Source organism: Pseudonocardia thermophila (assembly GCF_900142365.1).
Classification (GTDB): Bacteria; Actinomycetota; Actinomycetes; order Mycobacteriales; family Pseudonocardiaceae; genus Pseudonocardia; species Pseudonocardia thermophila.
In genome coordinates this window covers 22,328-41,109 of the sequence record NZ_FRAP01000014.1, presented here as the reverse complement: position 1 = coordinate 41,109, position 18,782 = coordinate 22,328, and the positions used below count along the sequence as shown (strand labels likewise).

The 18,782-nt window shown below is 72.9% G+C and carries 16 protein-coding genes and 1 tRNA gene; 10 read left to right on the top strand and 7 right to left on the bottom strand.

What is annotated here, in order from left to right:
• Positions 1 to 21: 21 nt before the first annotated feature.
• Together BUE41_RS18150 and BUE41_RS18145 are read right to left on the bottom strand one after the other, a co-directional pair.
• Positions 22 to 822, bottom strand: coding sequence for an alpha/beta hydrolase (locus tag BUE41_RS18150; protein WP_073458442.1), 801 nt, complete (start codon positions 820 to 822; stop codon positions 22 to 24).
• A gap of 11 nt (positions 823 to 833) precedes the next feature.
• On the bottom strand, positions 834 to 2,189 hold the full coding sequence (locus tag BUE41_RS18145; protein ID WP_073458324.1) for an MFS transporter: 1,356 nt from the start codon (positions 2,187 to 2,189) through the stop codon (positions 834 to 836).
• 110 nt (positions 2,190 to 2,299) lie between these two features.
• Here BUE41_RS18145 and BUE41_RS18140 point away from each other — a divergent pair, with 110 nt between their 5' ends.
• Genes BUE41_RS18140 through nudC form a run of 3 tightly spaced genes read left to right on the top strand, consistent with a single transcriptional unit; the run spans position 2,300 to position 5,930 of the window.
• Positions 2,300 to 3,583: a M16 family metallopeptidase gene (locus BUE41_RS18140; protein WP_073458441.1), complete on the top strand. Its 1,284-nt coding sequence runs from the start codon at positions 2,300 to 2,302 to the stop codon at positions 3,581 to 3,583.
• The gene (locus BUE41_RS18135) at positions 3,580 to 4,944 is read left to right on the top strand and encodes a M16 family metallopeptidase (protein ID WP_073458323.1); all 1,365 of its coding nucleotides are present in this window, start codon (positions 3,580 to 3,582) and stop codon (positions 4,942 to 4,944) included. Before BUE41_RS18140 ends, BUE41_RS18135 begins: the two co-directional genes overlap by 4 nt.
• On the top strand, positions 4,944 to 5,930 hold the full coding sequence (gene nudC, locus BUE41_RS18130; protein WP_073458322.1) for an NAD(+) diphosphatase: 987 nt from the start codon (positions 4,944 to 4,946) through the stop codon (positions 5,928 to 5,930). The genes BUE41_RS18135 and nudC overlap by 1 nt, the downstream gene beginning before the upstream one ends.
• Positions 5,931 to 5,935: 5 nt before the next feature.
• Here the strand turns inward: nudC and BUE41_RS18125 are convergent, their stop codons facing one another.
• Positions 5,936 to 6,175 carry a mycoredoxin gene (locus tag BUE41_RS18125; RefSeq protein WP_073458440.1) on the bottom strand — a complete coding sequence of 80 codons (240 nt, stop codon included), beginning with the start codon at positions 6,173 to 6,175 and terminating at the stop codon, positions 5,936 to 5,938.
• On the opposite strand from BUE41_RS18125, the gene BUE41_RS18120 reads away from it, so the two are divergent.
• From BUE41_RS18120 to BUE41_RS29765, 4 genes are all read left to right on the top strand, one after another.
• The gene (locus BUE41_RS18120) at positions 6,174 to 8,255 is read left to right on the top strand and encodes an ATP-dependent DNA helicase UvrD2 (protein ID WP_084755314.1); all 2,082 of its coding nucleotides are present in this window, start codon (positions 6,174 to 6,176) and stop codon (positions 8,253 to 8,255) included. The two genes, BUE41_RS18125 and BUE41_RS18120, sit on opposite strands and share 2 nt — an antisense overlap.
• Before the next feature lie 157 nt (positions 8,256 to 8,412).
• On the top strand, positions 8,413 to 8,595 hold the full coding sequence (locus tag BUE41_RS18115; RefSeq protein ID WP_143172229.1) for a hypothetical protein: 183 nt from the start codon (positions 8,413 to 8,415) through the stop codon (positions 8,593 to 8,595).
• Between the two features lie 102 nt (positions 8,596 to 8,697).
• A complete protein-coding gene (locus BUE41_RS18110) occupies positions 8,698 to 9,063 on the top strand; it encodes a WhiB family transcriptional regulator (protein ID WP_407691678.1) in 366 nt (121 codons plus the stop codon).
• Positions 9,064 to 9,198: 135 nt separating this feature from the next.
• Positions 9,199 to 9,375, top strand: coding sequence for a hypothetical protein (locus tag BUE41_RS29765; protein ID WP_234997387.1), 177 nt, complete (start codon positions 9,199 to 9,201; stop codon positions 9,373 to 9,375).
• 84 nt (positions 9,376 to 9,459) lie between these two features.
• Here the strand turns inward: BUE41_RS29765 and BUE41_RS18105 are convergent, their stop codons facing one another.
• The gene (locus BUE41_RS18105) at positions 9,460 to 10,788 is read right to left on the bottom strand and encodes an ABC1 kinase family protein (RefSeq protein ID WP_073458319.1); all 1,329 of its coding nucleotides are present in this window, start codon (positions 10,786 to 10,788) and stop codon (positions 9,460 to 9,462) included.
• Positions 10,785 to 11,795: a TOMM precursor leader peptide-binding protein gene (locus BUE41_RS18100; protein WP_143172228.1), complete on the bottom strand. Its 1,011-nt coding sequence runs from the start codon at positions 11,793 to 11,795 to the stop codon at positions 10,785 to 10,787. Before BUE41_RS18100 ends, BUE41_RS18105 begins: the two co-directional genes overlap by 4 nt.
• 92 nt (positions 11,796 to 11,887) lie before the next feature.
• Between BUE41_RS18100 and BUE41_RS18095 the strand changes: the two genes are divergently transcribed.
• Positions 11,888 to 12,496 carry a M48 metallopeptidase family protein gene (locus BUE41_RS18095; RefSeq protein ID WP_073458317.1) on the top strand — a complete coding sequence of 203 codons (609 nt, stop codon included), beginning with the start codon at positions 11,888 to 11,890 and terminating at the stop codon, positions 12,494 to 12,496.
• Between the two features lie 383 nt (positions 12,497 to 12,879).
• Here the strand turns inward: BUE41_RS18095 and BUE41_RS18090 are convergent, their stop codons facing one another.
• Both BUE41_RS18090 and BUE41_RS18085 read right to left on the bottom strand, forming a co-directional pair.
• On the bottom strand, positions 12,880 to 14,256 hold the full coding sequence (locus tag BUE41_RS18090) for a zinc-dependent metalloprotease (protein WP_073458316.1): 1,377 nt from the start codon (positions 14,254 to 14,256) through the stop codon (positions 12,880 to 12,882).
• A 66-nt stretch (positions 14,257 to 14,322) separates the two neighbouring features.
• Entirely contained in the window at positions 14,323 to 15,351 is a 1,029-nt protein-coding gene (locus BUE41_RS18085; protein WP_200803996.1) for a YlbL family protein, read from the bottom strand.
• Between the two features lie 243 nt (positions 15,352 to 15,594).
• Here BUE41_RS18085 and BUE41_RS18080 point away from each other — a divergent pair, with 243 nt between their 5' ends.
• The gene (locus BUE41_RS18080) at positions 15,595 to 18,570 is read left to right on the top strand and encodes a UPF0182 family protein (protein WP_073458438.1); all 2,976 of its coding nucleotides are present in this window, start codon (positions 15,595 to 15,597) and stop codon (positions 18,568 to 18,570) included.
• Positions 18,571 to 18,630: 60 nt separating this feature from the next.
• Positions 18,631 to 18,707, top strand: a tRNA-Met gene (locus BUE41_RS18075).
• The last annotated feature ends 75 nt before the right edge of the window (positions 18,708 to 18,782 follow it).

Below are 18,782 nucleotides of genomic sequence, written 5' to 3'. Positions count from 1 at the left end.
CGTCGCAGAGCACCTGTGGCATCAGCGCGCCACGGCCACGACCGCGTCGATCAGCTCGCGCCCGGTGAGCAGGACCGGGTCGTTGTGGTCGGCCCCGGTCACCTCGACGAGCCGGACGGGCCCGGCCGCGGCGGCTGCCGCGGCCCGGCTCAGCTCCGGCGGGACCATCCGGTCGGCTGACCCGTACACGACGGTCGTGGGCACGCTGATCCGCCGCAGCCCTTCGGCGACGGGGTAGCGCTCGCGCAGCAGCAACCGCACGGGCAGGAACGGGTAGTGCAGCCGACCGACGTCGGCGAGCTCGGTGAACGGCGACCGCAGCAGCAGTCCGACCGGTGGGTGCTCGGTGGCCAGCTCGGTGACGACGGCCGCGCCGAGGCTCTCGCCGTAGTAGACGATCCGCTGCGCGCCGAGCTCGTCGACGAGCCATGTGCGCGCGGCCCGCACGTCGAGGGCGAGCCCGTCCTCGGTGGGCGTGCCGGGGTTGCCGCCGTAGCCGCGGTAGTCGAACAGCAGCACCGACAGACCCCGGGCCGCGAGCGCCGCAGCGAGCGGGGCGCGCACCGACCGGTCGCCGGCGTTGCCGTTGGCGACCAGCACGACGGTGCCGTCGGCGCCCGGCCCGCGGCCCGGCACGAACCACGCGCCGAGCTCGAGCCCGTCGGCGGTCCGCAGCGTCACGTCCCGTGCCCCGGGCAGGACGTCGGCAGCGGGCGGCACCGGCCCGCCGGTCTGCGGGTGGTAGATCAGCGCGCGCTGCCCGGCCCACAGCCCGGCCAGGCAGAGCGCCGCGACCGCGACGACGCCGGCTCCGACGAGCATCCGCCTGCCGATCACGCCGCGGGGACGGCCGTCCGCCGCGCCACCACCGTCCCGGCCAGCGCCAGCAGCACGAGCACGGCGAGCAGCACCGGCAGCGCCACCGGCGGGGTGCCCAGCACGCTCAAGAGCGCCCCGCCGATGCCGATCATCAGCGCGGTGCCGAGCTGGTCGGCGATCTGCGCGGCTGAGGTGTTGAAGCCGACGTCCCCGGCCGCGGACTGCTGCAGCACCAGGTACGACAGCGCCGAGAACCCGATGCCCATCCCGGCTCCGGCGATCGTCCACGCGGGGACAGCCACCCACGCCGCACCCCACGCCGGCGCGACCACCAGCAGCCCGGCCACTCCCGTCGCGACCAGGCCGAAGCCGATGCGCAGCAGCACCGTCCTGGAGAGATCCGGGTGCCGGCCCTGCCACGCCGACGCCGCCGACCAGGCCAGCGCGCCGGAGATCAGCGGAAGCCCCGCCAGCGTCAGCGGCCAGCCGTGGGTGCCGTTGAGCATCAGCGGCAGGAACGAGCTGGCGGTGAAGAACGTGGCGGCCATCATCCCGCGGCTCAGCACGACGGACGCGACCCCGCGCCGGGCCCGCACCACACCGCCGGGCAGCAGCCGGGACAGGGCCGGCACCAGCACGACGAGCGCCACGGCCGCGACCACCGCGGCCGTGCCGGACACGTTCTCGCCCGCCCAGCTCAGCGCCGCGACCCCGACGGCGGCGCCGAACGCGGCCGGCACCAGCCACGGCCGCGCCGGATGGAGGTCCGCGGCGTCCGGCGGGCCGAGCCGCCGCACCGCCGGCACCACCAGCAGCGTCGCCACCAGCACGAGCGGGACCAGCCCGAGGAACACCCAGTGCCAGGACAGCGCCTCGGTCACCGCCCCGGAGACCGGCGGCCCGATCAGCGTCGGCAGCACCCACGCCGACGACGTCAGCGCGAACACCGCGGGCCGGGCCCGCTCCGGGTACACGACGGCGATGAGCACGTAGACCGCGACCCCGAGGCCGCCCGCGCCCAGCCCCTGCAGCGCCCGCCCGGCGAGCAGCTGCGCGAACGCGCCGGCGGTGCCGGCCAGCAGCAGCCCGATCATGAACACCAGCGGCGTCGCCAGCAGCGCACCCCGCGGCCCGGCGCGGTCGCACCACCGCCCGACCAGCACCGTGCCGAACACGGCCGCGGCCATGAACGCCACGAACGGCCACCCGTACTGGGACAGGGCGCCCAGATCGGCGACCACCGCCGGCATCGCGGTGCCCACGCCCATCGCTTCGAACGCGATGATGCTGATCAGCATGACGATGCCGATCGTGGTCGCGCGGCGCTCGGCGGAGAACAGCTCGGCGCGGACGGGAACGGTGGCGGTCACCCGGACGACTCTGGCGGGTGAACCCGGGTGGAGGTCAAGCCGGAATTCCCCGATCGACCACCGAGCAACGCACCGGCCGGGGAGGCTAGATTCGCTGCGTGCCTGTTGAACTGCCCACCGTGGAACTCCACCGGGCCACCCTCCCCAACGGTCTGCGTGTGCTGATCGCCCCCGACCCGAACACCCCGGTGGTCGCGGTGGCAGTGCACGTCGACGTCGGCTTCCGCTCGGAGCCGGAGGGCCGCACCGGTTTCGCGCACCTGTTCGAGCACCTCATGTTCCAGGGCAGCGAGAGCCTGGAGAAGCTGGCGCACTTCCGCCACGTCCAGGGCTCCGGTGGGATCTTCAACGGCTCGACGCACCAGGACTACACCGACTACTTCGAGGTGCTGCCGGCGGCGGCGCTGGAGCGGGCGCTGTTCTTGGAGGCCGACCGGCTGCGCGCGCCCCGGCTCACCGAGGAGAACCTGCGCAACCAGGTCGACGTCGTCAAGGAGGAGATCCGGCTCAACGTGCTGAACCGGCCGTACGGCGGGTTCCCGTGGATCTTGCTGCCGCCGGTCCTCTACGACACGTTCCCCAACGCGCACAACGGCTACGGCGACTTCTCCGAGCTGGAGCAGGCGAGCCTCGACGACGCCGCGGCCTTCTTCGACACCTACTACGCGCCGGGCAACGCGCAGGTCACCGTGGCCGGCTACCTCGACGTCGACGAGACGCTGCGGCTGGTCGAGAAGCACTTCGGCGACATCCCGGCCCGTCCGACACCACCGCGTCCGTCGTTCTTCGAGCCGCTGCCGGAGAACGAGCGCCGCCGCTCCGTCACCGACGCGCACGCGCCGCTGCCCGCGCTGGCGATCGGCTACCGGCTGCCCGACCCCGGCACCGATCTCGACGCCTACCTCGGGCACGCGCTGCTCGGCTCGGTGCTCGGCGAGGGCGAGGCCGCGCGGCTGCAGCGCCGCCTCGTGCACGGCGACGGGCTGGTCACCGACGTGTCGGCGAGCGCGGGCTTGATGGGCTCCCTCGACGCGCGCGATCCCGACACGTTCACGATCACCGCGATCCACCCGGCCGAGGTCGATCCCGAGCGGGTCCTCGCGGCCGTCGACGAGGAGCTGGACAAGCTCGCCGCTGCCGGCCCGTCGGAGGACGAGCTGGCGCGGCAGGTGGCGCGCTGGTCGGCCGCGCTGTACCAGGAGACCGACCGGGAGGTCTACCGCATGCTGGGCCTGGGCGCTCGAGAGCTGCTGTTCGGGCGGGCCGAGCTGGCCGTGGAGCTGCCGGCCCGGCTGGCCGCGATCACCCCGGACCAGGTGGCCGCCGCGGCGGCGAAGCTGCGCTCCTCCGGGCGCGGGGTCCTGTTCGTCGAGCCCAAGGGGGAGCAGGCGTGAGCGTCGTCGCGCATCGCAGCGCAGAGGAGATCGGGCGCACCGCACTCGGCCCGCGGCCGCTGCCGCCGCTGGGCCCGACCCGCGAGGTGCCGCTGCCCGACGTGGTCGAGCACGTGCTGTCGACCGGGCTGCGGGTGCTCGCCGCCCGCCGCGCTTCGGTGCCGATGGTGGAGCTGCGGCTGCGCGTCCCGTACGCGGCGCGCTCGCCGGAGGACACCGCCGTCGCGGAGGTGCTCTCGTCGACGCTGCTCACCGGTACCGCCACGAAGGACCGCGTCGCGATCGACGACGAGCTGGCCACGGTCGGCGGGGAGCTGAACGTCTCGGTCGACCCCGAGCGGCTCGCCGTCACCGGCTCCGCCCTCGCGTCCGGGCTGACCACCCTGCTCGATGTGCTCGCCGACGTGCTCACCTCGGCCACGTTCGCCGACGACGAGGTGGCGCGTGAGCGCACCCGGTTGATCGAGCGGCTGGCGGTGGCGCTCGCGCAACCGCGCACCATCGCCCGCGAGGCGCTGCAGCGAAAGCGGTTCGGCGACCACCCGATCACCCGCGAGATGCCCCGCCCGGCCGAGGTCGAGACGGTCACCGCCGAGCAGGTGCGGGCGCTGCACGCGGTGTCCACGGTGCCACGGGGCTCGATCCTGACCCTCGTCGGCGACATCGACCCGGACACCGCGATCGCCGAGGTCGAGCGGGCGCTGGGCGGCTGGAGCTCGGAGCGCACCGCCCGGGAGCTCACCCCACCGCCCGCGCCGAAGCCGGACGACCTGGAGCTGGTGCACCGGCCCGGGTCGGTGCAGTCGCAGCTGCGGCTCTCGGCGCCCGCGCTGACCCGCCACGATCCCGACTACAGCACGCTGCAGTTGGCCAACCTGGTGTTCGGTGGCTACTTCTCGTCGCGCTGGATGGAGAACGTGCGCGAGGACAAGGGCTACACCTACGGCGCGCACTCCGGCATCGAGCAGGTGCCCGGCGGTGCGGTGCTGTCGGTCGAGACCGACGTCGCCAGTGACGTGACCGCAGCGGCGCTGCTGGAGACCCGCTACGAGCTGGCTCGCATGGTCGCCGTCCCGCCGACGGCCGCCGAGCTGGAGTCGGCGCGGGCGTACGCGATCGGGTCGCTGGCGATCTCGCTGGACAACCAGGGCGGTCTCGCCGGCACCCTCACCGGCCTCGCCGCCGACGGGCTGGGCGTCGACTGGTTGCGGGAGCGGCCGGCGCGGCTGTCCGCCGTCACCGTCGACGAGGTGGCCGAGATCGCGCTGCGGTTCTTCACACCCACCGCGTTCACGGGGGTCGTCGTCGGGGACGCCGAGGTCATCGGCACGCGGGTGCGCGCGCTGGGTGGCGTCAGCTGATGACGTTCCGCCTGACCGTCACACCGGTGCTCTCGCGCAACCTCGCGGTCCGTGACGACGCCATACGCGCCGACAAGGCGCGGCAGGAAGCGGGCTGGCCGACCGCGCGGCTGGTCGTCGTCGACGACAAGGGCCGCACCCCCGTCGTGTGGTCGGACGAGCCGGCGGCGGGCTTCGCCGCGGGCGACGCGGGTAGTTGGGACGTGGGCCAGGGCGCAACTGCACGGCTGCGGACCCGCCCCACCACGGGCAGCACGCCCGCCGAGGGTGCGGTGCTGCTCGGCGAGTACGAGGGCGTCGCCTACTGGGGCATGCGCGGCGGCCCCGATCTGCTCGCCGGCGACGATCCCGCGGAGTGGGCCGATCTGCGCATGGCGGGTGCCGTGCTCGACCCGCTGGGCGCCGGGTTGTTCGTCACCGCGTGCGCGCTGCTCAACTGGCACGACACGGCCACGTACTGCCCGCGCGACGGCTCGCCGATGCGCGTCGAGTTCGCCGGCTGGCACCGGGTGTGCGAGGCGCACGGGCACGAGGAGTACCCGCGCACCGACCCGTCCATGATCGTGCTGGTGCACGACGGCGGCACCGGCCCCGACGCGCGGGTGCTGCTCGCCCGCCAGCCGGTGTGGCCGGCTGGCCGCTTCTCCGTGCTCGCCGGGTTCGTCGAGGCCGGGGAGTCGCTGGAGGCGTGCGTGCTGCGGGAGGTGCGCGAGGAGGTCGGCGTCGAGGTCCGGGACGTGACCTACCTCGGCAGCCAGGCCTGGCCGTTCCCGCGCAGCCTCATGGTCGCCTTCCAGGCCGTCGCCGACTCCACGACGCCGCTGCGCCCCGCCGAGGGCGAGATCGAAGAGGCCATGTGGGTCACTCGCGCGGAGCTGCAGGAGGCGCTGGCCGCCGGGGATTGGGGCGGGGGAGGATCGAAGCTGCTGCTGCCGGGCAAGGTCAGCATCGCCCGGGCGATGCTGGAGTCGTGGGCCGCGGCCTGAACCCGTCAGGCCGCGAGCTTCTCCACCACCGCCGCGAACGGCGGGTTCGTCAGCGCGGTGCCGTCGGGGAACCGCACCGTGGGCACGGTCTGGTTGCCGCCGTTGACGCTCTCGACGAACTTCGCGGCCTCGGGATCGCGCTCGATGTCGATCTCCTCGTAGGCGATGCCGGCGCGGTCCAGCTGCAGCTTCAGCCGCCGGCAGTAGCCGCACCAGGTCGTCGAGTACATCGTCAACTGCGCCATGCCCACATCAACAGCGGTCCGCGGTGATGTCATCCCCGGATGCGAGACTGCGGTTGTGACGCTCGACGGTCTGGACGAGGAACAGCTGGCCGCCGTCACCGCTCCCCGGGGGCCCGTGTGCGTGCTCGCGGGCGCCGGAACCGGCAAGACCCGCACGATCACCCGCCGCATCGCCCACCTGATCTCCACCGGGCACGTCGCGCCCGGTCAGGTGCTGGCCGTGACCTTCACCGCCCGGGCGGCGGGGGAGATGCGCACCCGGCTGCGCGGGCTGGGCATCGGCGGGGTGCAGGCGCGCACGTTCCACGCCGCGGCGATGCGGCAGCTGCGCTACTTCTGGCCGCGGGTGATCGGCGGGGAGCCGTGGCGGTTGATCGAGGGCAAGCTGCGCGCCGTCCAGCAGGTGGCCAGCCGGCTGCGGGTGAACACCGAGACCGAGACCCTCCGCGACCTGGCGGGGGAGATCGAATGGGCGAAGGCCAGCCTGGTCGCGCCCGACGCGTACCCGAAGGCGGCGGCCGGTCGCTCCACGCCGCTGCCGGTCGAGCAGGTCGCCGAGGTCTACGCCGGCTACGAGGAGCTGAAGAAGCGCGTCCGGGTCCTCGACTTCGACGACCTGCTGCTGCACGTCGCCGCGATCCTGGAGGACGATCCGGCCGTCGCGCAGGAGTTCCGCGACCAGTACCGCTGCTTCGTCGTCGACGAGTACCAGGACGTCACCCCGCTGCAGCAGCGCGTGCTCGACGCCTGGCTGGGTGAGCGCGACGACCTCACCGTCGTCGGCGACCCGAACCAGACGATCTACACGTTCGCCGGTGCCACCGCGAAGTACCTCCTGGAGTTCCCGCGCCGCTTCCCCGAGGCCGTGGTGGTGCGGCTGCGCCGCGACCACCGGTCCACGCCGCAGGTCGTCGCGGTGGCGAACACGCTCATCTCCGGCGCCCGCAACCGCCCCGCCGGCGCCCGCACCGCGCTCGTCGGGCAGCTGCCGCCGGGCCCGGACCCGACGTTCGCCGAGTGGGACGACGAGCCGGCTGAGGCGGCGGCCACCGCGGCGAAGATCCGCCGGCTCATCGCCGACGGCACCCCCGCCAGCGAGATCGCGGTGCTGTTCCGCACGAACGCCCAGAGCGAGGTGTACGAGCAGGCCCTCACCGAGGCGGGCGTGCCTTACCAGGTGCGCGGCGGTGAGCGGTTCTTCCAGCGCCCTGAGGTCCGCCGGGCCATGGCCGCGATCCGCACCGCGGACGTGCCGGGACCGCTGGTGGACGCCGTGCGCGCGGTGCTCGCGCCGATCGGGCTCACCCCGGAGCCGCCCGGCGGTGCGGCGCAGCGGGCGGTGTGGGAGTCGCTCCTGGCGCTCGTCGAGCTGGCCGAGGAGCTCGTCGCCGTCGAGCCGCAGGCGGATCTGCGCCGCCTCGCCGACGAGCTGCAGGTCCGCGCCGACGCGGCGCACCCGCCCACCGTGCAGGGGGTCACGCTGGCCTCGATGCACGCGGCCAAAGGCCTGGAGTGGGACGTCGTCTTCCTCGTCGGGCTCACCGAGGGCACCCTGCCCATCCAGCACGCCGACGGCGACGAGGCCGCGATCGAGGAGGAGCGGCGGCTGCTCTACGTCGGCGTCACCCGGGCGCGGCGGGTGCTGCACATGTCGTGGGCGTTGTCGCGCCGACCCGACGGCGGACGGCGCAGGCGGCGCAGCCGCTTCCTGCACGCGCTGATCCCAGAGCACCACCCGGCATCGCGGGTCGTCGAGGACACCGGCCGCGGCCGCGCGAAGCCGCGCTGCCGGGTGTGCGGGGCGCCGCTGGTCGGCAGCGCGGCCGCGCTGCTGCGGCGCTGCGCCGACTGCCCGTCCGACGTCGACCTGGACCTCTTGGAGCGGCTGCGGCACTGGCGCAGCGAGGTGGCCAAGCAGCAGCGGGTGCCGGCGTTCGTGGTGCTCACCGACCAGACGCTCACCGCGATCGCCGAGCAGCGGCCGACCGACCGCGCCTCGTTGGTGGCGATCCCGGGCATCGGCGCCCGCAAGGTCGACCGGTACGGGGAGGACGTGCTGGCGCTCGTCGCGGACGAGTGAGGCGGCGCGACCAGGCGGTTCACCTGGAATTTCGTTGATCTGAGAAGTTTCCCTTAAATCGCTTGTGCGCGGGTGGGACCCCACCCTACGGTGGGTGCCACGACGAGCGCTCCGCCCGTCGTCTGTTGTGTTCGAGCTCCTGGAGGAGGTGCGCCCGATGATCTCGATCGACCTGGTCTTCGCATCGGCCGCGGCGCGCCTCCGCACGCCCATGGGTAGCGCCTGGGCGACCGAGCGTGGGCTGAAGCAGCTGCTCCCGTCCGTGATCTTCGCGGACGGCGTCGCCGTCGATCACAACAGCACAGGTGTGTCCGCAGCGGAGCATCGCTGGCGTCCCTAGACGCCGGCGCCGGCTCCGAGAGATCCGAGGCCGCGGACCCCACGAGGGATCCGCGGCCTTTTTGTTTGGTCCTCCCTGATCACCACGACGTCGGAGGTAGACGTGCTAGTGCGATCCGTTCCGTTGGACGGCGGAACGATCACCCCCGGTTCGGCCGGCGGTGGCCTGGGCACCTTGCTGGACAGTGCCCCGGACCACGGGCTGGAGCTGCCCTGCCGCTCCGGTGACGCCGACCTGTGGTTCGCCGAGTCCCCCCAGGATCTGGAGCGGGCGAAGGCGCTCTGCGCCGGGTGTCCGATCAAGGCCGAGTGCCTGGCCGGAGCCCTGTCCCGCGGTGAGCCGTGGGGCGTGTGGGGCGGCGAGATCTTCGACCGCGGGGTCGTGATCCCGCGCAAGCGTCCGCGCGGCCGGCCCTCCAAGGCCGACCTGGCCCGCGACGCCGCCTACGCCGCCGCGATGTCCGCCTGATCCGTCCTGGATCCCGAACCACTGGAGTGCCGAATGACCCCGCAGCTCGCCGCCGTAGCCCGAACCCGACCCACGCTCGACCCCGGCGCCGGAGGAAACGCCATGTTGATCCACGAAGCTCTATCGAGAACGCGAATGCACGAGGCCCAACGGGCCGCTGCGGAGTGGGCGCTCGCCCGCGAGCTGACCGCCGGTCGCCGGTGGGAGTGGCTCGCCCGCTTCGCGGCCCGGCGTGCCGAGCACGCGCGCGCGGCGACCGCGGCGCGGCACGAGGCCGCGGCGGCCGCGCGCAGGCCGAGCAACGCCTACTGACGGCGTCCGCTCAGCCTGCAGGTGGTTGCAGGAGAGCCGCTTCCCCGCCCCGCCGTGGCGGGGAAGCGGCTCTCCTGCGAGTGCTCAGTCCTCGAAGATCCAGGGCTGCCACCGCTGCACGATGGCGCGCAGGGCCACGTCGGCGTCCAGCTGGCAGAGCACGCCGAGCGTCCCCAGCGTCACCCGGTGGACCAGCAGGTGCTGCGGCGGCAGGTTGAACTCGCGCCCGGTGTGGAACTGCGGACTGCGCAGGTCGCCGATGCGCTCGGCCTGCGACTGCAGCCAGCGCCGGTTGAACCGGAAGACCTCGGTGCGCAGCGGCTCGGTGAACGGCGCCAGGAAAGCCAGCGCCTCCTCGCCGGTCACCGGGGTCTGCGGCAGCACGAACCCTTCCTGCCGCATGAGCGTGATCAGCTCCTGCGGGCGGTCCTCCAGCGCGAGCTTGGTCATGTCGGCCAGCGCGCGGGGGAGCCCGTCGGGCAGCCGGGCGACGGCACCGAAGTCGACGACCAGCAGGCGCCCGTCGTCGGCCATCTGGAAGTTGCCGGGATGCGGGTCGGCGTGCAGCAGCCCCACCCGGGCCGGCGCCGAGTAGTGGAACTCCGCCAGCAGCGCCGCGGCCGTGTTCCGCTCTTCCTGCGTGCCATCGGCGATGACGTCGGACAGCTTCCGCCCCGACACCCATTCGGTGACGATCGCCTTGGGCGCCGACGCCACGACCTTCGGGATCCGCACCTGTTCGTCGCCGTCGTAGGCCGCGGCGAACGCGCGCTGGTTGTCGGCTTCGTCGCGGTAGTCGAGCTCCTCCTCCATCCGCTGGCGCAGCTCCGCGATCAGCGGCTTGATCTCCAGGCCAGGGGCCAGCGGCTGCAGCAGCCTGCTCATCCGCGACAGCTGCCGCAGGTCCGAGCGCAGCGCCTCGTCCGCGCCCGGGTACTGCACCTTCACCGCGACGACGCGGTCCGGTGCACCGCCCCGGCCCTTCCAGACCGCGCGGTGCACCTGGCCGATCGACGCCGACGCGGCCGGGGTCTCGTCGAACTCGACGAACCGGGTCACCCAACCGCGGCCGAACTGCTCGGCCAGCACCCGCGACACCTCGGAGAACCGCATCGGCGGCGCCGAGGTCTGCAGCTTGACCAACGACTCCCGGAACGGCTTCGCGAACTCCTCGGGCACCGCGGCCTCGAACACCGATAGGGCCTGGCCGAACTTCATCGCCCCGCCCTTGAGCTCGCCGAGCACCGCGAACAGCTCCTCGGCGCTGCGCTGCATGATCTGGGCCGAGATCTCGTCGCGCTCACCGCCGACGAGGCGGCGCCCCCACCCTGCGGCGGCACGCCCGGCCGCGCCCAGCGGGAGCCGGGCGAGCTTCGCGGTGCGCACCGCGGTGCGCCTCGGGATGTCGGTCACCCCTCGATTGTGGCCCGAGATCGGCCATCCGTGCGCGGGAGATCAGCGGCGCCGCACCGGCACCCGGGCACCGGTTGCCACGGACGGCGCACGATCGTCCCGGCCGCGGCGTCGATCTCCAGGCTCGCCTCCAGCGCGCCCGGCGGCGGGGTGCTTCCGGCGGTGCCGTCGACGGCGGCGACGGCCTGCGCCACGGACAGCCCGACGGTGGCCGGGACGCTCGCGGGATCGGCCGTGCCGCGGCGTCCGGCCAGCTGCGCCGCGACCCGCGGCCAGCTCGGTTCGCAGGCGCTCCGCTGCAGCTCAAGGCACTCCAAGCAGGCCGTGCGGCCGGGCAGCACGAGCGGCCCGACGACGCCCACCCCGTCCCGCAGCCGGACGGGCAGGTGCGCGATCCCGCCGACGACCAGGTCGGCGCAGACGACCGGGTCCGGGTACTCGTCGGCGAGCACCACCAGATCGGGCACGAGCAGCCGCGGCGGACGGCTGACTCGGGCCTCTGGAACGGTCCGCGCGGCCGCGTCCGCGATCGCCTCCAGGCGCGGGCGACCGTGATCGGCATCACCCAGTCCGGTGCCGAGATCGGCACCGGCGACCGTCCCGCGCGCCTCCACGTGCACGGCTCCGATGCCGGCCGCGCAGAGCCCGATCACGACGCCGACCGTGAGCGGACCGGTGCCCCGCACGAGCACCGCGGCGGCTGCGCGGTGGGCGGTCATGCGCGCGGCGGCCGCACCGTCGACCAGTTCGCCGGCGTCCCGGAGCGCGTGCAGCAGCGTGTAGGCCGTTTCCGCGGGGACGCCCCGCGCGGCGGCACGCGCGGCGAAGTCCTCGGGCGCGACCGGGCTGCGCAGCTCGTCGACCAGCTCCGCGAGCGGTGGCGCAAGATCACCGACCACCAGCGCGGCCTGCGGATCCAGTCCGATCATCCGGGTGGAGGCATCGATGTCGAACACCGATCGCCAGCGCGGGAGCATGACCGTGGCGGGCAGCTGATCACGGTTCACGCCGGCATGGTCGCGCACCGCGACCGTGTCCGTGGGGGTTTTCACGGACGCGGGTGCCGGCCGACGGGCGTCCGAGGGGCTACGCTGGGCCGATGGCGCACCCCGCGGTCGTCGAGGTCCGACGCAGTGATCGCCGCAAGCGAATGGTCAGTGCCCGACGCGAGGGTGACACGGTGGTCGTGTTCATCCCGGGTTGGATGAGCGAGTCCGAGGAACATCGCTGGGTGGACGAGATGGTCCGCCGGATCGAGCGCAGCGAGGCCAAGCGCAGATCCCCCGCCCGCAAGAGCGACGACGCGCTGCTGCAGCGCTGCACCGAGCTCTCCGAGCGCTACCTCGACGGCAAGGCGGTGCCGGTGTCGGTCCGCTGGGTGCCGCCGATGCGCACCCGCTGGGCGTCCTGCACCCCCGATGACGGCACGATCCGCATCAGCGAGCGGCTGCGCGACGTGCCCGGCTGGGTCGTGGACTACGTCCTCGTCCACGAGCTGGCGCACCTGCTGGAGCCGGGGCACGACGCCGCGTTCTGGGCGTGGGTGCACCGCTACCCGCGCACCGAGCGGGCCATGGGGTACCTGGAGGGCCTGTCGGCCGCTGCCGGCCTCGGCTTCGTCGGCACGGACGGCGACGCAGAGGCAGAGGCCGAGCCGGGTGCGGCGGCGGCCGAGATCGAGCCAGCAGCCGAGGCCGCCCCCGCCTGAGGGCCCGCCGCCCCCGAGCTCGCGAGCCGCGGTCTCGCGACGGCGAGTCGCGGTTCTCGTGCCGGCGAGTCGTGAGGTCGTGACGCGAGTTGCCCCGCGGAGCACGCCGAGTTGTCCCGCGGGGTAGCGCGAGCTGCCCCGGGAGGTAGGGCGAGTTGCCCGTGGAGCGCGGCGTGTCGCTCCGCGGCGCAGCGCGCCGGGCGGCCGGGGACAGCGAGGCACGGACGACGTGACGCTGCGCGGCTCCTGCGCCTCGTTGTCTCGAGGCCCCCGTTCCGCCGTCATGGAAACGACGACGACTCTCCGTCAGCAGAGCCGGGCTCGGGGGCCTCACCGCGCGGAGCGACTCCGCGCCGGGGCACCCGCGCCAGCAGCCCGGCCCGTCAGGAGTTCTTGTTCTCCGGGTCCTCGGGGTCCTGCGGCGCCGGCTCACCCGCGAGCTTCTCCAGCTCCGCGATCGGGTCGGCCGCGTCGGAGCGGGCGACGAAGGCCGCCGGGTCGTCGAGGTCGTCCGCGGTCGGGATCAGGTCCGGGTGCGCCCAGAGCGCTTCACGGCCGTGGATGCCCCGCTGTTCGCCCAGCAGCCGCCACAGCTCCGCGGCGGCACGCAGCTTGCGCGGACGCAGCTCCAGTCCCACGACGGTGGCGAACGTCTGCTCGGCGGGCCCACCGGTGGCGCGGCGGCGGCGCAGGGTCTCGCGCAGCGCCTCGGCCCCCGGCAGCCGCCCACCGACGGCGGCCGCGACGACTGTGTCGACCCAGCCCTCGATGAGTGCCAGCAGCGTCTCCAGCCGTGCGAGCGCGGCCTTCTGCTCCGGCGTGGTCTGCGGCTCGAACAGCCCGCCCTGCATGGCCTCCTCGATGGCGGCAGGGTTGCTCGGGTCGATCCCGCGGGCCAGCTCCTCGAACCGCGCCGTGTCGACCTTGATGCCGCGCGCGTACTCCTCGACGGCCCCGACCAGCCGCTCGGACAGCCACGGTACGTGCGCGAACAGCCGGTGGTGCGCGGCCTCCCGGGCCGCGAGGAAGATCAGCACCTCGCTGGCGGGGCGGTCGAGGTCCTTGGTGAACCGCTCGATGTTCTCCGGCAGCAGCGCCGCGACTCGGCCCTGGCCGACGGGGAACCCGATGTCGGTCGACGTGAGCACCTCGGCGGCGAGCTTGGCCAGGCCCTGCCCGAGCTGGGAACCGAACGCGAGCCCGCCCATCTGGCCGAGCATCGCGACCATCGGCCCGGCCGCGGCCTTGACCTCCTCGGGCAGCGCCTCCACCCACGCGCCCGCCATGCGCTGCGCGACCGGGTCGCACAGCCGCTTCCACGTCGGCATGCTCGCGTCCACCCACTCGGACGCCGACCAGCCCTGCGCGGTCGTGGCGCCGGCCGGGAACTCGGTGGCCTCGTCGAGCCACAGCTCCGCGAGCTTCACCGCGTCGACGACGGCGGCGCGCTGCGATCCCGTCAACGACGACGTGGTGGCGGCGAGCTGCTGACGGGCCAGCTGCGCGGCGAGGTCGTAGTTGACCGGGCCGCTGCCGGGCTTGCTCTGGCTCAGCATCTGCCCGAGCTGGGTGAGCATCTGCCCGAGCTGGGACATGTCGAAACCGCCCGCCCCGCCCGGGAAGCCGCCCACACCGCCGACACCTCCCGGCAGCCCGAAGCCGAACGGGCCCTGCGGGGCGCCGCTGTCGCCGCGCTCCTCGTCGCCCTTGTCGTCGGGATCACGGTCCGCAGGTCCGAATCCGAAGGGGAGGTTGCTCACGTCCCCCACGGTACGCGGGATCGCCCCAGGTCGTGTTCGCCGATGGTGGACTGGATCGGTCAGCGGTCAGCAGGTCGGCGGATCACCGCCGCGGCCGAGCTCCTCCACCGCCGCGACCGCCTCATGCAACGTTGACACCTTCGCCAGCTGCAGGCCCTCTGGCGCGTTCGCGCGCGCGGCTTCGCAGTTGTCGGCCGGGACCAGGAACGCCGTCGCCCCGGCCTCGCGCGCCGCGAGCATCTTGTAGCGGATGCCCTCGATCCGTCCGACCTGCCCGGTGGACGTGATCGTGCCGGTGCCGGCGATGAACCGGCCGTTCGTCATCTCGCCGGGGGTCAGCTTGTCGATGATCGCCAGCGTGAACATCAGCCCCGCCGACGGACCGCCGACGTCGCCGAGGGAGATCGAGACCTCCTCGCGGTCGACCGGCCGGGCGCCCGGGTAGATGCCGAGCACGCCCTGCTGGGTGTCCGCGCGGCCGCCGAGGCGCACGGTGAGGTCCTTCGGCTGCGGGTCGTCGCCGCGGCGGACCGTCACTGTGATCTCCTGCCCGGGCCGCGTGGGCGCCAGCGCGTCCATGATCTGCTGCGGGGTGCTGACCGGTACCCCGGCGACGGCCAGGATCGTGTCCCCGGTCTCCAGGATCCCCCGGGCAGCGGACTCGCCCTCGGCGAAGCCCTCGACGACCGCCACCGTCGGCAGCCCCAAGTAGGCGAACGCGGCGCCCTCCGCGCTGGCCTGGCTGTCGGCGAAGTCCTGCTGGTTGCGCTGGTTGATCTGCTCGAGGGTCTCGCCGGGCGGGAACGGGATGCTGCGCGGCAGCACCATGTAGTCCGGCGACAGCCACCTGGCCAGCGCGTCGACGGCGCTGAGCCCGTCGGTCACGCTGACCGTCGTCATGTTGAGGTGACCGGAGGTGGGGTAGGTCGGCAGGTTCTTCACGGTCACGACGTCCTTGCCGTCGACCTGACCGAGGACGTCGTACGTCGGGCCGCGGCCGATCGACACGAACGGGACCGGGACCAGCCACGCCGTCAACACCAGGACGGCCATCAGCAGGGTGCTGAAGGTGGCTGCCCACCTACTGCGACTCACCAGCGCACCCTACTGCGCGGCCGGAGACGCCCCTGGTGGGCGGCGGATCGGCGCCCTCGGTTGCGGCGCGAGGAACCATGCGGGCGAGTTGTCCGTTTCTGCGGCACGGCCTTCTCCACCTCCTCGGCGTCGGGCCCGGACGGGAACTCGGCGCCGCGGCCGTAGAGTTGGGCCGATCGGAAGGCGCCGCGCAGGTAGGTGGCGGCGCGTGACCCGTCCGAGACTGGAGCGTGCCCTGTGGCCATGCGGCCCCCGGTGGGACCACCGACGTTGACCCGCCGAACGAAGATCCTGCTCGTCGTCGCGGGCGTGCTCATCCTGCTCACGTTCGTCGGCAACTTCCTCATCAACAACTACATCGACTGGTTGTGGTTCGGTGAGGTCGGGTACCGCGGTGTCTTCACCACGGTGCTGTTCACCCAGTTCGTGACCGCGCTGGCCGGTGGGTTGCTGATGGCCGGTGCGTCGTTGCTGTCGTTCTGGCTGGCCTACCGGTCGCGGCCGGTGTTCGTGCCGGTCGGGCGGCCGGACGACCCGCTGGTGCGCGTGCGCAGCCGCATCCAGGAGAGCCTGCCCGTGTTCCGGCTGGTGCTCGGTGGGGTCACCGGCATCGCCGGAGCGATGGTGGCGCTGGGGGACTGGAAGACCGTCCTGCAGTTCCTCAACTCCACGCCGTTCGGGATCACCGACCCGGAGTTCGGCCTCGACGTCGGGTTCTACGCGTTCGACCTGCCGTTCTACCGCTACCTGCTCAACTGGCTGTTCGCCGCCGTCGCGATCGGGTTCTTCATCGCACTGGTCACCCACTACCTGTTCGGCGGCATCCGGCTGACCGGCCGCTCGGCCCAGATCAGCACCGCGGCCCGTACCCAGCTCGCGATCACCGCCGGGATCTTCGTGCTGCTCAAGGCGGTCGCCTACGGGCTGGACCGCTACGAGCTGCTCTCCTCCGACCGCAAGGCGGGCATCTTCTACGGCGCCACCTACACCGACCTCAACGCGGTGATGCCGGCGAAGCTGATCCTGCTGATCATCTCGATCATCTGCGCGCTGGCGTTCTTCGCCGCGGTGTTCCGCAGCAACCTGCAGCTGCCCGCGATCGCGACGGTGCTGCTGGTGCTGTCGAGCATCCTCATCGGCGCCGCCTGGCCCGCCGTGCTGGAGCAATTCGTGGTCACCCCGAACGCGCAGGAGCGCGAGTCGGTGTCGATCCAGCGCAACATCGACGCGACGAAGGCCGCGTTCGGCATCGGCGACGACAGGGTCACCAAGGTGCCCTACGACGCGGTGCCGAAGGTGCCCGACCAGGTCGTGCGTCAGGACGAGGCCACGCTCAGCAACGTCCGGCTGCTCGACCCGGCGAAGCTGTCGGCCACGTTCACGCAGCTGCAGCAGCAGAACCGCAAGTTCTACGGCTACCCGGACAAGCTGGACATCGACCGCTACGAGGTCAACGGCAAGCTGCAGGACTACATCGTCGCACTGCGCGAGCTGAAGACCTCCGAGCTCACCGGGCCGCAGGCGGACTGGATCAACCGCAGGCTCGTCTACACGCACGGTGACGGCATCGTCGTCGCGCCGGCCAACCAGGTCGGCCAGGTGCTGTCGGACAACAGCACCAACGGCGGTCTGCCCAACCTGACCGCGATCGACCTGGCCAACAAGGACAACCCGAACATCCCGGAGAGCCTGCGGGTCGAGGAGACCCGCACCTACTACGGCGAGCTGATCGAGGGCTACTCGATCGTCGGCGGCAGCGACGGCGGCAAGCCGCTCGAGTACGACGCCGACGGCGCACCGCGCTCGTCGTACGCCGGCAAGGGTGGGGTGCCGATCGGCAACCTGTTCAACCGGCTGGTGTTCGCGCTGCACTACAGCGAGCGCAACATCCTGTTCAACAACTCGATCAACGAGAACTCGAAGATCCTCTACGTGCGTGACCCGCGTGAACGCGTGAAGAAGGTCGCGCCGTGGCTGACCACCGACTCCGACCCGTACCCGGCGGTGGTGGACGGCCGGATCACCTGGATCGTCGACGGCTACACGACGCTGTCGAACTACCCGTACGCGCAGAGCGTGGAGCTGGGGGAGTCGACCGCGGACGCCCAGCAGATGCTGCAGCGGTCGGTGCAGCCCGACCAGCGCATCAGCTACCTGCGCAACTCGGTGAAGGCCACCGTCGACGCTTACGACGGCACGGTCACCCTCTACGAGTTCGACGACCAGGACCCGGTGCTCAAGACGTGGATGAAGGCGTTCCCGGGCACGGTCAAGCCGAAGTCGGAGATCTCGCAGAACCTGAGCGAGCACTTCCGCTACCCGGAGGACCAGTTCAAGGTCCAGCGCGAGCTGCTCACCCGCTACCACGTGGAGAGCACGGGTGACTTCTACGGCGGTGTGTCCTTCTGGGACGTCCCGTCCGACCCGACGGTGACCCCGACGACCCCGATCCCGGGGGCGAACGCCCAGCCGCCGTACTACGTGCTGGCCGGCCCGCCAGGGGCCACCGGGGCCACGGAGGCGTCGTTCCAGCTCACCAGCGTGCTGACGTTCCGCGGCCGCGACAACATGGCCGCCTACGTGTCGGTGAACTCCGACCCGGAGGAGTACGGCAAGTTCACGGTGCTGCAGCTGCCGCCGGACGGTCGCATCTTCGGGCCGCGGCAGGTGCACGACGCGTTCAACAACAACGGCACGGTCTCGAGCCAGCTGACGGTGCTGCGCAACCAGAACACCGCGATCGACTTCGGCAACCTGCTCACGTTGCCGGTGGCGGGTGGGCTGGTCTACGTGGAACCGCTGTTCCTGGAACGCGCGGGTAGCGGCACCACGTACGCGCAGCTGGCCCGGGTACTCGTGTACTACAACGGGCGCGTCGGGTTCAGCCCCAGCGTGAAGGACGCGCTCGACGCAGCGATCGCCGGCAGCGGCACAGCCCCACCCGCGGCCGGTCAGCAGCCGGCCCCGCCGGCGCCGCAGCAGCCGCCGAACCAGGGCGCGGCTCCGGCCCCGTCGGCGCCGTCCGGGCCGCTCTCGCCCGAGGCGGCGGCTGCGGCGACCGAGTTCGCCAGGGCCTACGAGCAGTTCAAGGCCGCGCAGCGGAACAACGACTTCGCCGGCCAGGCTGCGGCCCTGCAGGCGATGGATGCCGCCGTGGCGAGGTTCCAGCGGGCGACCGGCTCGTCCGCGGTCCCAGCACCAGGCGAAACGGGTGGCTGAGCACATAACCACCCCCCCGCTGCAGACAGGTTTCGGGGAGGTGTAGAGTAGGTGGCACAACGCGGGGTGGAGCAGCTCGGTAGCTCGCTGGGCTCATAACCCAGAGGTCGTAGGTTCGAATCCTACCCCCGCTACCACCGCGAATCGGGCCCCCGGGAGATCTCCCTGGGGCCCGATCTCATGTGTGCGGTGGCGCGAGCCGGAGGTCCGTG

Bases quoted from the DNA above. Each gene is read 5' to 3' on its own strand.
- BUE41_RS18150 (WP_073458442.1), bottom strand. From the start codon at position 822: ATGCTCGTCGGAGCCGGCGTCGTCGCGGTCGCGGCGCTCTGCCTGGCC.
- nudC (WP_073458322.1), top strand. From the start codon at position 4,944: ATGACGTTCCGCCTGACCGTCACACCGGTGCTCTCGCGCAACCTCGCG.
- BUE41_RS18120 (WP_084755314.1), top strand. From the start codon at position 6,174: ATGCCCACATCAACAGCGGTCCGCGGTGATGTCATCCCCGGATGCGAG.
- BUE41_RS18125 (WP_073458440.1), bottom strand. From the start codon at position 6,175: ATGGCGCAGTTGACGATGTACTCGACGACCTGGTGCGGCTACTGCCGG.
- BUE41_RS18115 (WP_143172229.1), top strand. From the start codon at position 8,413: ATGATCTCGATCGACCTGGTCTTCGCATCGGCCGCGGCGCGCCTCCGC.
- BUE41_RS29765 (WP_234997387.1), top strand. From the start codon at position 9,199: ATGCACGAGGCCCAACGGGCCGCTGCGGAGTGGGCGCTCGCCCGCGAG.
- BUE41_RS18095 (WP_073458317.1), top strand. From the start codon at position 11,888: ATGGCGCACCCCGCGGTCGTCGAGGTCCGACGCAGTGATCGCCGCAAG.
- BUE41_RS18080 (WP_073458438.1), top strand. From the start codon at position 15,595: ATGCGGCCCCCGGTGGGACCACCGACGTTGACCCGCCGAACGAAGATC.